Source organism: Balneolaceae bacterium (assembly GCA_034521495.1).
Taxonomy (GTDB): domain Bacteria; phylum Bacteroidota; class Rhodothermia; order Balneolales; family Balneolaceae; genus Rhodohalobacter.
On record JAXHMK010000004.1, the window covers coordinates 212,117 to 225,993 of the forward strand.

At 45.4% G+C, this 13,877-nt stretch carries 12 protein-coding genes; 4 read left to right on the forward strand and 8 right to left on the reverse strand.

The genetic code is table 11. The annotated features are described in order from the left end of the window. Nucleotides 1-37: 37 nt before the first annotated feature. On the reverse strand, nucleotides 38-1,027 hold the full coding sequence (locus tag U5K72_01845) for a hypothetical protein (protein ID MDZ7717545.1): 990 nt from the start codon (nucleotides 1,025-1,027) through the stop codon (nucleotides 38-40). A gap of 378 nt (nucleotides 1,028-1,405) precedes the next feature. Between U5K72_01845 and U5K72_01850 the strand changes: the two genes are divergently transcribed. The 4 genes from U5K72_01850 to U5K72_01865 all read left to right on the forward strand — a co-directional run bounded on the left by U5K72_01850 (nucleotide 1,406) and on the right by U5K72_01865 (nucleotide 4,925). Beyond that, on the forward strand, nucleotides 1,406-2,173 hold the full coding sequence (locus U5K72_01850; GenBank protein ID MDZ7717546.1) for a segregation/condensation protein A: 768 nt from the start codon (nucleotides 1,406-1,408) through the stop codon (nucleotides 2,171-2,173). After that, nucleotides 2,170-2,451, forward strand: coding sequence for a hypothetical protein (locus U5K72_01855; GenBank protein ID MDZ7717547.1), 282 nt, complete (start codon nucleotides 2,170-2,172; stop codon nucleotides 2,449-2,451). The genes U5K72_01850 and U5K72_01855 overlap by 4 nt, the downstream gene beginning before the upstream one ends. After that, nucleotides 2,381-3,856, forward strand: coding sequence for a M20/M25/M40 family metallo-hydrolase (locus U5K72_01860; protein MDZ7717548.1), 1,476 nt, complete (start codon nucleotides 2,381-2,383; stop codon nucleotides 3,854-3,856). Before U5K72_01855 ends, U5K72_01860 begins: the two co-directional genes overlap by 71 nt. A 217-nt stretch (nucleotides 3,857-4,073) precedes the next feature. Next, complete coding sequence (locus U5K72_01865; protein ID MDZ7717549.1) at nucleotides 4,074-4,925, forward strand: hypothetical protein; 852 nt, start codon at nucleotides 4,074-4,076, stop codon at nucleotides 4,923-4,925. 959 nt (nucleotides 4,926-5,884) lie between these two features. Here the strand turns inward: U5K72_01865 and U5K72_01870 are convergent. The 7 genes from U5K72_01870 to U5K72_01900 all read right to left on the reverse strand — a co-directional run bounded on the left by U5K72_01870 (nucleotide 5,885) and on the right by U5K72_01900 (nucleotide 13,414). Beyond that, nucleotides 5,885-6,352 carry a hypothetical protein gene (locus U5K72_01870; protein ID MDZ7717550.1) on the reverse strand — a complete coding sequence of 156 codons (468 nt, stop codon included), beginning with the start codon at nucleotides 6,350-6,352 and terminating at the stop codon, nucleotides 5,885-5,887. 16 nt (nucleotides 6,353-6,368) lie between these two features. Further along, on the reverse strand, nucleotides 6,369-7,088 hold the full coding sequence (locus U5K72_01875; protein ID MDZ7717551.1) for a hypothetical protein: 720 nt from the start codon (nucleotides 7,086-7,088) through the stop codon (nucleotides 6,369-6,371). A 213-nt stretch (nucleotides 7,089-7,301) separates the two neighbouring features. Further along, nucleotides 7,302-7,697, reverse strand: coding sequence for a hypothetical protein (locus U5K72_01880; protein ID MDZ7717552.1), 396 nt, complete (start codon nucleotides 7,695-7,697; stop codon nucleotides 7,302-7,304). A 203-nt stretch (nucleotides 7,698-7,900) separates the two neighbouring features. After that, entirely contained in the window at nucleotides 7,901-8,026 is a 126-nt protein-coding gene (locus U5K72_01885) for a hypothetical protein (protein MDZ7717553.1), read from the reverse strand. Between the two features lie 308 nt (nucleotides 8,027-8,334). Continuing rightward, nucleotides 8,335-9,720: a T9SS type A sorting domain-containing protein gene (locus U5K72_01890; GenBank protein ID MDZ7717554.1), complete on the reverse strand. Its 1,386-nt coding sequence runs from the start codon at nucleotides 9,718-9,720 to the stop codon at nucleotides 8,335-8,337. After that, the gene (locus U5K72_01895; protein ID MDZ7717555.1) at nucleotides 9,662-12,982 is read right to left on the reverse strand and encodes a GLUG motif-containing protein; all 3,321 of its coding nucleotides are present in this window, start codon (nucleotides 12,980-12,982) and stop codon (nucleotides 9,662-9,664) included. The genes U5K72_01890 and U5K72_01895 overlap by 59 nt, the downstream gene beginning before the upstream one ends. Beyond that, the gene (locus tag U5K72_01900) at nucleotides 12,983-13,414 is read right to left on the reverse strand and encodes a hypothetical protein (protein MDZ7717556.1); all 432 of its coding nucleotides are present in this window, start codon (nucleotides 13,412-13,414) and stop codon (nucleotides 12,983-12,985) included. Nucleotides 13,415-13,877 lie beyond the last annotated feature (463 nt).

Sequence of the window (13,877 nt, forward strand, 5' to 3'; positions counted from 1 at the left end):
CCAGTTCCCTCTTAATAGGATAGATCAAAAAGTGATTCTAATCTTTCGGCCAGTTGCCATATACATTGCTGAAAGATGCTTTATCTGTACCCAAAGGCTCTCTTACCGGGCCAAGATAGGATGCATTCATCACAGCCCTCGGCGCTACATGTAATTTGTTATTTCCATTCGTCACAAAGATTCTTCCGAAATGACCAAATCCAAGCGCGTGTCCATTTTCATGCAAGGCCACTGTTTCTATATCTATCCCGGATGAACCATCGTTTGACCATGCAAAATTATCATTGTACCACACTTCTTTCAGGGCTATAACATTAGGTTCTGCTGTCCATGTGAATGTAAAGGTGACTCCCAAAACGGAAGCACTTGCCCCTGGCCCAAGCACTGAATCAAAAAATGATCCGGGTAAAAAGCCAATAGTCGATATATCCGCAGCAAAGGGATTCTGCGTTAAGCCCGGAAAACTTAATATAGCACTCGGAAAAACTCCTGCCGGCGTTGGAACTTTAAGAATATCCAGACCGGAATTCTTCTTCAGGTTATTCCATGTTTCAAAAGAAGCATCTATATCCGGCTCACTGTTAATTGAACCATTAGCCACAGCAAAGGGGGAGAATACGGTATGAGTCAAATCATTTCCCGATGCGCCGCGGCGTGCATCATTTGGCTGCCATTGAGATGGCAGGGTTTTGGTTCTGTCATTTGCAAGAAGTGTTTGCCCGGCCTGAAATCCGCCGTTACTTGTATAGGTGATCGTCTCGGCCATCACAAGCTTTATATTATCAAACCCTTTTTCTGCCAGCTGGCTGTTGATCTCTGCAAGATGTTCACTGTACACGCCCTCTTTAATTCCACCGGTGTTGGTTGTATTTTTGCCCTTTTTGGCACTTTCGACTTCAACATAATCAACACTTAGTAATCCTTCTTTCTCAACAGTATCATTACTAATTGTTGATTCTTCACAACTCATGAAAATGGCTAAACCACAGACAAGTAGCGTAGTTAGTACTTTTTTTGAAAATAGCATAATTGATTGATCTTATGTTGATGATTAGATGTTATTTATTGTACAAATGTAGACAGTAAAATAGATGGTATCTTTTCCTGCCCTTGGATAGATAGGATGGCTCAGAGTACTTTTTGTTACAATAAAAATTCTTCCAAAATTATTAATTGTTGCTGCTAAATACTTTACAGGAAGGCTTTGCAAAACTCTGACCGTCATCCTGAACTTGATTCAGGATCTCCAGATACTGGCTATAAAGACGAATGGAGAATCTGAATCGAGTTCAGATTGACCAATAACCACGGTTTTGCAAAGCCCTCTACAGAAATATCAAATGCGCTATTTGTCATTTCGTTTTGAGTTCATGAATTACGATCTTTTGATGAATCCAATAGCATCATGTACAGAGTTCAGCTAAAAAATTTCGAAGGTCCTCTTGATCTGCTTCTCTTTTTCATCAAAAGAGATGAGCTGAATATCTACGACATTCCCATCTCACACATTACCCACGAATTCCTCGAATATATCCGCCTGATGGAGGAACTGGATCTTGATGTGGCCAGCGAATTCATTTACATGGCCAGCATGCTGATGTCCATTAAAGCCAGGATGATGCTTCCGTTTGAAGGCGACGAGGAGGAGGAACTGGATGAGGACGATCCGAGGTACGAGCTGGTACAGAAACTGCTGGAATACAAGCGGTATAAGGAGATGGCGGAGAAGATGACCATCATCGACGAAGAAACTCAGAAAAAGTATTACCGTGGATATCCCAAAGCAGATGAGGTGGAAAAACAAGCTACTGGCGAAGCTCTCAAAGATGTTACCCTTTTTGATTTGATGGGAGCCTTCCGAAAAGTTTTAGCAGATATTAAACGCCAGCACACCTATCATAAAGTAGAGAAAGTTAGCGTTACAGTAGAGGAGCAGGAAGAATATGTGTTGCAAACACTGCAGGAACATGGACGTCGTTCATTTATTGAGATCTGTTTAGAATTAAACAACAAGTCGGTTGTAGTGGTCACATTTCTTGCTATTCTTGAAATGCTCAAAGAACAACAAATAAACCTGTTTATTGAAAACGATGATCCTACCCAATTTTTTATCGACCTGAAACCGGTGGATGAAATTATCGGTGAGGGCAACAATGTTAGCGAATCAGCATGAAGTATTTATTTTTATCCCTGTCTATTCTCATTACAATTCCAACTTTTACAACTGCTCAAACCTACTCAACAGACACAGAAGAACTTACCCGTTATTCTGAGTCGATTACAGCAGATTTTCTGAAAAAGCATTTAAGCGTTCTGGCCCACGATAGCCTTGGAGGGCGCGATACAGGAACACCCGGTTTAGAGAAAGCAGCTGATTATCTTGCTGAATTTTATCAATCTATCAAGTTTACAGCCCAAAGGAGAAGATGGCACCTATTTTCAGCCCTTTGAATTAAACGCCACGGTTACTGACAGCCTCGTATATAATACATATCGGGCAGATAGCGGCGACACATTGTTTGTCAACCAGAGTGTGGAAGTCAAAAATTCCAACACTGAATTTGTACGGGGTATCGGTGGGGCCGGGCCTATTGAAGGAGATATAGTATTTGGGGGATTTGGCGTAGATGACTCTTTGAACGGCGTAAGAAACCTGGATGGAGATGCCATCGCCAATAATTGGGTCTTAATTTTTGAACAGATCCCCTATGTTGTAGATGATGATACGTTGGTCAGCACAAATTACACAGGCAGAGATCGGCTTATCACACTTATCCGGGACTACGGAGCCCGAGGTATTTTGTTGATTCCGGATCAGACCGAAAACGAGTTCAATGAAATGGCTGCGATGAATTCTCAAACCATCAGTGTACCTGAGAATCTTGAACTGGCCTATCGCGGCGGCGGACGGGGTTCCTACACACCACCTTATGCCTACACATTCATCAGCCCGGAATTTGCAGCTGAAATTTTGAACGTTGACAATGAGCAGGGATTAGAAGAGCTTAGACAAAATACGGTTGAAAACCTGCAGAATTTTCGTTCTGAAAAAACATCGTATTACCTGGAATACACCCCGTATGAGGGACAAAAAACGATCGAGACAAATAACGTTCTGGCCTATTTCGAGGGTGCAGATCCCGAATTAAAAGATGAGGTTGTGGTGGTTATGGGCCATTACGATCACGTTGGACTCGGATCACCAAACGAAGAGGGTGATTACATCTACAATGGGGCAGATGATAACGGCAGCGGAACGGCAGGACTGATGGCCATTGCCAATACATTTCAAGAAGCGGCTCAAGATGGTTACAAGCCCAAACGAAGTATCCTGTTTTTACACGTTTCAGCTGAGGAATCCGGGCTGCTGGGTTCACGTTACTATTCCGATCATCCCGTTATTCCAATCGAGCAAACGGTTGCTGCACTCAACACAGATATGATCAGCCGCAGTGATCCTGAACATATTGAAGACGGCAATACCGATTATGTGTACCTGATTGGCGGAGAAATTATCTCATCACAATTAGACAGCCTGGTTCAGGATGCCAATCAAAAAAGTGTCAACATGACGTTGGACCGCGGATATAACGACCTGAATGATCCCAACCAGTTTTACCGGCGGAGTGACCACTGGAACTTTGGGCGGTTGCGAGTTCCGTTTGTCTTTTTCTTTACAGGTGTTCACGAAGATTATCATCAGCCCTCCGATCATATAGAGGACGTGGATTTCGAAAAATTTCCCAGAGTCGTTCAGTTGATTTATAATTCCGCCGTAAACATTGCGAACTTTGAGGGACGCCCACAGGTGGATAATGAAGAGTTTATTGAGATTACAAGTGAACAGTCACGGTAGTGTTACAATCTTTAAAAAAGTATAGTTAATCGAGTAGCCACAAAAACAGGAAATCACAAAATTATTTGTGTTTTTGTGCTTTTGTGGCCTCTTCTCAAGTTGGTTATTAAATTGATTTATTGATCCTGAGACTATGTTAATTTCCTGGTTACTACAGTAGTGAGTAGAATCAGTGATCCAACTTGCTATTCATTTTCATAGCTATTACACTCATCCGATGACTAAGCAATCTCGCAATACCATCCCATTTCCACTGGATGACGTTCAAATCCAACAAGTCGATTCTGTCAGTCAAATCCGGGAACCAGCTTACTCCAACAGCTGGATGAGCATCAGCCCCACCGAATTTTCGATGACGGTAAAGAATGTTGGGAGCTTTTACGCTTGCAATGGCAAACGAATCGAATATTCTCCTGATAAAAAAGCAGATGCTGCCTCCCTTGAACTTTACATGAATGGCTCAGTATATGGAGCAATCCTTCATCAGCGCCGGATTCTCCCTCTTCACGGAAGTTCATTCATATACAATCAAAAAAGTGTGATGTTCTGCGGAGATTCGGGGGCAGGAAAATCCTCATTAACAACCTCTTTTTGTCTGAACGGTGCCGGCTTTTTAACCGATGATGTGACACCCATTCTTTTTGAAGAGGGGAAGCCACATATCTGGCCAAAAACGGGTAAAATCAAATTGTGGGATGACAGCCTTCAGCAATTCAAGAAAAAGAAAAGTGACCTCACAAAAATTCGTCCCGAAGATGAAAAGTATTATTTCGAGATTGAATCAAATCAAACGGAAGCCTGCCCGTTGAATTCCATTTTGATTCTGCAGGTTACTGAGGATGATGATGTCTCGTTTGAAAAAGTAGAAAAAGTAGAAGCGTTTTCTTATCTGCACCAGGAGATCTACAGGAGAGAGTACCTGTTTGCGATGCCGGAGGCGGAAGCGGCTTATTTGAAGAAAATAAGCTCTATTTGCGAGCAAGTTTCTATTACAAAAGTGCAGCGGCCTCAATCCATCTCAATTGGGAAAATGCGTGAGATTATTGCAAATCATCTTAAATCGATCTGAGAGATGGCTCGACGACCCCATTTAAAAATTGTCGTGTTGTCCAGCGCGCTTTTCGCGTAGCCATATCTGGCGTTTCTTGTTGGAGAAGGAAGCCTCAATTCCAATTAACGCAATGGGGGCTGATCACGGAAGCTTGTACCGGCGTCGATTTTCTCGTGCGTGTGCTTCGCTCGACGGGCACTTGGGCAAAAACTGTGCATCCGATTTGTCAAGTTGCAACGCCGGATGGGCAACTAAGGGATGGCTGGATAACTACCCGGTATTCGATACGGACTCAACGAGCTCCGTCTCCTGACCAGAATCCGTGCTGACGTCCGCGATCGTCGGATTATCCCAAATCGATTTAACTCGCAGCGATTACCGACCTCATTATCCTCGATTGCAGGCGTCAACTCCGCCGATTATCGCGCGATGTAAAGCTCCGTAGCCGTAGTGGCAGGATTTGACACCTCGGTTTGCAGGGGAATCGTCGGGGCTATACTGGGCGCTTGCGAGGATGGCAATGATCACCTTATACGGTTCAACAATCGGCAAAGTCAATGAGGGGCTTGGCCCCGGTCGAGTTCTGAATAAGTGTTTGTCTGTCCATGACGATGACATTTTTTCTAAAACCGGCATGAAAGGATCCGATCTCAGCCGGTGCACCCGATTGAGTCCTTCCCGGGGACCACCCTGACCGGAGAGCCCATTTCAGGCGGTCATGTTTGCCAAATAACCCTTCGACTCCTTGCCGCTTATAACTCTTGTGCCATAAAGACTGATGCTATTTATGTCTGTAGAATCATTTTACTGCTGTAAATATACGGGGTAACTTCTCAGCAACTAATTGATATTTATACAGTTGCAATTAATCGGAGGTGCCCATACTTCAAAACCGGTCAATCCGTTCCTGAAAAATAAATAGTTCATTTTACTCTCCTAACGGAGACCAATCGGGAAAGTAGGATGAACTCTGGTTATCATCTGTGATATTTGTTAATCCGGAGCCATTTGCGTTGATCACGAAAACGTCGTACGAATTCTGGCTCTTCATCCCTGTTTGAATCGAATGCAATCTTAGTGCCATCCGGCGACCAACTCGGGAAGCGATGTTCTATACTATTATCTGCAACATCTGTAAGGCATTCAATGTTTGAACCATCTGCATCTGCCACGCAAATCTCCCAGGATACTTCCGATTCCAAATTACTGCGAAATGCAATTTTACTGCCATCGGGCGACCAGGACGGGTTCCCATAAAAAACCTCAGAATCCCGCAATAAATCAGCCCGGCCTGTTCCATTCACATTTATTGTACTTATATATATGGGAATACCACTCTCAACTACATGAAAAGCAATCGTATTGCCATTTGGCGACCAATCCGGCCACCACTCGCCGGTGGGAGAATTGGTGACATTCGTTTTTTCGGTTCCGTCTGCATTCATAATAAATATATCTCCCTCACCACCTTGATACGTATGAGTGATAGGCTATTTGAGATCCATCCGGTGACCAACTGGGAAACTCATTAAAGCGCTGAGGATCGTTTGTTAGATTTTCAAGATTTTCTCCATCGGCGTCTACCATCCAAATTTGGGATGTTGAAAACCCGCCTCCTTCAGAAACAAACAGAATCTTCATGCCATCCGGCGAAACCGCAACTTTCCAGTAATCGCCAACACCAAAGTCTGTTATCTGGGTGATGTTCTCTCCATCTGGATCAGATTTGTAGAGGTTTGCCGCTCCGTTCTCGAACCTGGTGAAAACAATTTTATTCCTGAGTATTCCAATACAATTGATCTCAAAATTAACACTTGCGGTTTCACTTCCTGTTATTTCTATGGATTGTGGATTTTCACTGCTCATTGTACAGTGATCTGCTATGTCTGAAATCTCAACACTATACATTCCCGGTTCCAGATTGTTGAATGTTCCAGTGTCATTGGCATCCACATTTTTGGTTCCGCTGCCCTGCACAGTCACCCTAAAGGCGGGTGGGTTTTCGTCACCACCAGTTGTTACAATCTGTACTTCCACCGATCCCAATTCAGGGTCAGCATTCGTCGAACTATCACCGCATGAAATCATTATCCCGGCTGGAACCAACATCAATAACAGTACAGTAAAATAGTGATACCTTTGTCTTCTCTTAGTGGGTTGTAACTTGTTTCGTCGATTCATAGGAATTTTTGTTGATTTTTAAACTGAAAAGTTTTTTGGATTTAGAGTCACATTCTGTTTTTAGATGCAACAATTCATCTGCAATTGGCTCATCGTATCCGGAAATGGCTTAATCAATAAGCCGGTAAGACTTTCAGGATATTCCGTGAGCTTATTTTTTTTGGATTTGAAAGTTTGAAAAATGCCGGAGAAGTGTGTTCTCTTGATCAATTCTTATTCAACTACTTTCACTTCCAGCTTCGCATAATTCTCTCTTACATCTTCCAGTTGATTCATAAAGAACTCAACCGCCTCATCTTTTCTCGCTTCATTTACACTGATGTAGTATGTGGGAGAACCGATTACCACCTGATATTTTAGTTGGCCATCTTCTTTGGCGAGCTGATCTGGCGTTCTATTTACGGTATTTCCTCTTGATCCATCGTCTCTGATAACTGTAAGTTCATACGAAGAGGCACCGGACTGTGGATTAAAATAAGCCCGAAAGCCTCCATTCGATATGTTATACGTTCCATCTGAATTTTCATTAACCGGTACGAACGTCTCAAAGCCAACTTCAAACAGATTTTCACCACCGGAACCAGAGTCACTGGGGCAGCCATATAACAAAGATTAATAGAATAATAGACAGGAATAGTTTGAACAATTTTTTCATGAGGATTAGATGCTTTTTAGATGTTGATAACATGAGACCAAAACCGGCTGTAGAACCAGTTTCTTACCATATCATGCAACAACTGCCCCTGAAAAAGCTCAGATTATTTTCTCTCTCTAAATATTATTGAAGCTCTTGATGTCAATCTTTTAATACCTTACGATTGTTGTCCCGCTTCGGGAGGATTTTGAGGATCCGGCCCCTGCGCTGTATCGCGGCTGATAGACAAGGTTTTGAGCTCGGGTTTTTTCCAGATTTTACGTGAGTTGGATTGATTTTTCATATCTATTGGTTGTTTTATTTAAAGAATTTCGGTTTCATTCAAGCGACCTGACAGCGTATCCGGTGCTTTCCCGGATTCCTGTAAGCGTCGCGACAGCATGCAGACTTGCTGCATTTCTCCGCTAACGCTGACAGGAACTCCACGTTGTTTCGTGCGCTGTCAGGTTGGCTTTGCATTATTTCACTACCGTTTTCATTCGCTCCCAAAGTCGTGAGACCCGTCGGGTTTTCTTTTTTTAAGAAGGTTATCATTATGTTCGTCTCAAAACTTTTCCACAGCAAACCCGACGGGTCTTTTTGGGGTCGATGTTATTTTAGTATTGTCAGTTTCCTCGTCATAATTTGGCTGCCAGCTACCAGTCTGTACAAATACACCCCGCTTGACAAATTCCTCGCATCAAAGTTAACGGTGTGCCGGCCGGCCGATACTTGTTCATTCACCAGTGTGGCTACATTCCGTCCAAGCATATCATAGACTTCAAGCCGAACCTCACTGCTCACGGGTAATTGATAACTGATCACTGTTGTAGGGTTGAACGGGTTCGGGTAGTTCTGCGCCAGGGTGAAGTTATCGGGTGTGGCGCCGAGTTCGGTTAAACCGTCTACGCCAACAGATGCAATTAACAGTTCGAAACGAGGAGTGGAGCCGTCTGACCGCTCCAAGCGTTCTGACGGCTGGCTTGCTGCCACGTCCAGATCCGCGAAGTCTTCTAAAGACTTCGCGGATCTTTCTTCGCCTGAAACCTCCAAGGTTTCCAAAACCTTGGAGGTTTGCTCTGGATTAATCTCAAAACTGTACGTTGACCCTTCCCTAAGCTCCATCACTTCACCTGTTTCATTATCCCGCAGAAAGTAACTGCCGATGAAGGTATGCGATTCGGGGAGATTCCAGTCCATCGTAAACCTGCCGGACTCGGTGGTTTGGATGTCCAGCGGGATTCTGATTTTCTCGTCCATCGCTGTGGGAAGAGCCTGCAATGCGTAGGGATTGTTTTCCTCATCCAGAGAGTAAAACGACAGATAGTTCTGTGCCAGGCCTGCTGAACTTAGTTTCGGAGCATCGATCAAATCGGACCCTGTGGAGGCTTCATCATCAAACAGAATACGGGTAGTGTTGGTGAAGGATGTTTTCTGCTGATCTTCGCTGTTCACATTCATCGTGATCAGGAAGCGGTCTGACGGCTCGTCGTCTTTAAAGTATCCGTTTACATCCGCTTCCACATACGTACCGGCCGGAAGTTCCATGCTGTTATTTGCATCCGTGAGCCGCAGCCAGATCGACTGGAACGGGGCGATCACCACATCATCACCGCCGTCACAGCTCAGGTTCATATAATCTCCGTTGCCATCGTTGGCTGCCGGATTCCAGAAATAGGCGTTTTTTGGAATATTGTTTAGATCCGCTTCGCACAGATCTATCGCAATCGGGTAAGGATTTCCCCACAGATAGAAACTGTCTTCCGTTTCCTGCTGATCGGGGTCGTAAAAAAAGCTCTCTTCATAACTTCCATCCAGGTTGAGCCAGTTGCCGGTGGAGCTGGTCAGCGTTTTGGGGAATCCATCATCCGAACCGTTGTTGTCATCGTCACCATACACATACGCGATGACTGCATCCCCAGTATTCAATTCAGCATCATCATTTTCCACCGGCTCCCACACATACTCTTCCTGGTTTAGCTGTTTGAATATTGGCAAAGTCCGCTCCCGGGCTGTCTGAACCGGGAAATCCCTGCGTCCAGATCGGCTCAAAAAGATCTCCTACGGTTTCTCCGTCCGCCGGCGAGCTCAAAAATCTCCAGCCCTCTCCCTCGTAGCTTAAATTGACACTTGTAGCGGCTACATCCAGGCTCATCGTGTAGGAGTCTTCGCTGGTGTTTCCACCGGCATCTTTGATGGAAAACTGGAAACTGTCGTAGCCATACCCGTACTCTTCTGAAGATGGCGTGTAAATCAATTGTTCATTATCAATATTGCCGACGGAAATTTCATCGCTTGTGGACACCTCACCGCCGTCCAGTTCCAGAACTCCATTGAACCCGCTCATGTCCTCGATAATCACAATGTAATTGTTGTCCGTTACTCCAAAATCGGCGGGACTGAATGTGTAGGATTGGTTATTCGCAACCAGAATGCGGTTATCAGACGCTTCTGGTTGATCCAGGGTGGTAAAACTGAAGGTTTCACTCCAGTCTCCCGCGCCACCCGTATTTACGCCGCGTACGCGCCAGTAATACATCGTTGAGAAGTCCAGTTCTGTAGTCGTTTGAAATTCGGTATCTGTAATTTCACTTTCGTTAATCACGGGATCGGAAAAATCGCCGTTGGGCGATACGACCAGGTCGTAGGTATCGGCTCCATCGGCCTGGTTCCATTCAAAGAGTGGCCTCAACGGAACGTCCTCAGCTTCATCAGCCGGATCGGTCAGAATCACAATCTCAGAGCTTTCGGGAATCGTGGAAAAACTAAAAACCTCGCTCCATTCTCCGCTTCCCGCTTCATTCAATCCCTGAACCTTCCAGTAATAGGTCGTAGAATTTTCCAGATTGTTTGGCGGCTCATAGGTATTGTTTACGTTGTCAGACTCATCAATTAAAAAATCAGAAAAATCATTATTCTCAGAAATGATCAAGCGGTAGTTCGTAACTGTTTCATCAGGCTCCCAGGTAAACTCAGGAGAAAGACTTACGTTCACAGCTTCATCTTCCGGTGCAGTTAATACAATTGGGTCCGGCGGTAAAAGGGGCTCGCCCTGGAATTCGTAGGCGCCCATATCAACCGTTCCGCCATCGTAGATACGGTCGTTGCCGGCAAAGTCGGTGGTCATTCCTTCAGCATCCCCGCCGGACTCGTAGGGAGCGTTGGTTCCCGCGTTGATGGCCGGACTAACATGTTGCAGAGTATAGTCGCCGTTGACGGGATCAGCAAAGATTGGATCAAGGTCTGAACAACTATTACAAACCAAAGTGCCCTCTCTAACGACATCATCCGCCCCCCCAACATTCAGGATAGAATTTTTGATATCGGTTGTTGCATCTTCACCGTTGAAAAATTCATTCGCTTCATCTTCTGCCGAATTTCCCCAAAAGATTGAATTTACAATCCTCATATCGCCATTGCTAAAAATTGCACCCCCTATCCCATTCTCTGCACTATTATTAACGACCGTTGCATTAATTAATATAACATCACTATCTCCGATAGACAGGGCACCGCCGGCGGCTCCACTGCCTAATGCGCTGTTATCAACAAAAACAGCATTTATGATTAAGAGAGAACCGTTTAAACCTCCGCTTATGGCCCCGCCCTCAGCATATGCACTGTTGGATTCCATACGTACATTGACCAAGGTGGAACGGCTGTTGTCGTTAGCCATTCCACCTCCAAAAAATGCGGTGTTATGTGCCAGAACTACATTATTCAGTGTTAGAAAACTGTTTTCTGTATTAAATATCCCCCCACCGACTAAAAGTGCCCGGTTACCTTCAATGACGAGATTTTTAAGGGTGGGATTGCCATTTTCGTTATATATTCCGCCGCCGTTCTGATGAGGGGCACTTGCATTATAAGTGTTACCGGCTGTGATAGTAAATCCATCCAACAGGGCTGTATTGCCAGTCCCACTACCGGTGACCACATGATAACTGTTGGTACCTTGAATGTGGTCGGTTTGGGACAGGGTTTCTGAATAGTTGTCACTGTCGGTATCCGGGGCAAACGGGTTGTCATTCCCGTCAATATCCCCGCTGAGGATGGTTTCGTTTGTTTCCCAATCACGCCCAGAAAGACTGGATTCTCCACCATCAAACCCGCCATATATTTCTACATTGTTTACCAACAGGAAAGTGGCCCCGCGGTCGGTATCATCGCTGGTGGGAACGTACAATCCATCCGCCACCCAGATTTGCAGTGTGCCGTCGGTATCCCCGTCCCAGTTTTCACCTGCCCAGCTCAGCGCATCACGCAGTTCGGGAATGGCGTTCTCCCAGGAGTTACCGCTCCCGTCGCCGCCATCTACGTTTTGGTCGACAAACAGTACGTTATTCTCATCGGGAAAAATTCTAAACAAGCCGGGAATGGGATTGACTTCCGGCTCGGCTCCCGGTTCGTCGTAGGTTATCTCCTGCAGGTATGGATAAGAGGTGTACATGCCGGATTCAATCTGCCAGGTATCTGTAAAATCGAAATCGGTAAACGAGGCCTCCTGTCGCATCTGGGTACTGGTAAGGCCAGTAGTTCCTGAAGCGTCTCCTTCTCCAGCGCCAGTGTTAGTACCACTGGTTTCGGTATTCCAGTAGCTGTTGGTGATTGTGTTACCAGGCTCAATTGAACCCACCAAGCCACCGATTAAACCTGTTCCACTCACATTACCCGTAGCATAAGTATTGGATATGATACCACCATTTGTCCCCACCAAACCGCTGATGTTGAAGGCTCCATTCACACTACCCGTAGCATGACTATTGGATATGCTACCATCATTTAACCCCACCAGACCACCGGCCGTATTTCCGCTGATATTCACATTAGCCGTGGCATAGCTACCCGTGATGTCGCCATTTAAATTTTGACCCACCAGGCCACCGACAATGAAATTACCTTTCACGTTACCTGTGGCGTAGCTGTTCATGACTTCACCAATAGAAACGCCCACCAGGCCACCTGCATATCGATCGCCGGTCAGGTCTACAGCTACCATACCTATATTGCTGAGCTCTACGCCCGCATCAATCGCTCCGAACAATCCGATATAATTTTCATCTCTGCGATCTATAAACAACCCGGTAATAGTATGTCCATTCCCATTAAAACTACCTTTGAATCGACTATTGTACGTAGCTATAGGATCCCAGCCATCCCCGCCGTTCCAGTAGGCTCCTGAGGGGTCGCCGGTGGCGGTGGTTAAGTCGATATCGGCAACCAGGATGTAGTGGGCGTCCATGATCGTTTCGGATCTCATTTAATCCTTCCGCACTGTCGATTTGATACGGATCTCCCGAAGAACCGTCTCCACCGGCAAACTGGGCCTGTGCGGTGGCGCCTGCAGAAGTGAAAGCATGAAGGAGTCCAAAGACGCGCCAAACCATTGTTCCTCAATCTGTTTTAATGCGATGTGAAAACCAGTTGTGATAATGAATTCATTGATGATGCCATAGTCATACCTGCTGTGTGTTGTTGTACCGAGTGGGTAGAGTTGTGATGTTGATTCACTCAAAAAATAGAAAGAGCAGTCTTTGAACGTGTCCAGAATATCTTTGAAAACGTCCAAAAAGTGTGGAATAATGGCTGTTTTCGGGATAATCTGTGGTTTTGGTGTGCCTGCTACATACAGGCAGACGCATGACGAGGAGATGTCTCGATTCGCTCCGAAATGCACATATCGTGTGGACACAAGTTGCTTTATAGTACTTCAACTGGATGATAAATAGTTTTCATGAGATCCTCCATGCAACCCCGACAGGAAAATCGCAGTCGGGGTTTTCGGTCGGGATGACAAGGGTGTGGTGGGTATCGGCGGCGGGCAGTACATGAGGTTTTTTCAAACACGGCCCTCTATGCCCGCCGCTTCCTCACCCCCCTGTTGTGTCATCCCGACTGAGAGAGCGGAGCGAACGCATGGAGGGATCTCACTGATATAGGCTATCATGACTCCACGACTCATAAAGACTCCATAAAACTTGATACATGTCGAATGTATCAACTACAATAGTGTGCAACGCAGTACGGCGAAGTTCGGTAGTCTCGAAATAACGGGCGGCCTTGTGTAAACACCCGGCGTTTCAGGTTCACTGCCACAATTCCATTTCCAATTACGCCGGTTCTTTGGCGATTCTACTGGCAGCGGCGTTGGACAA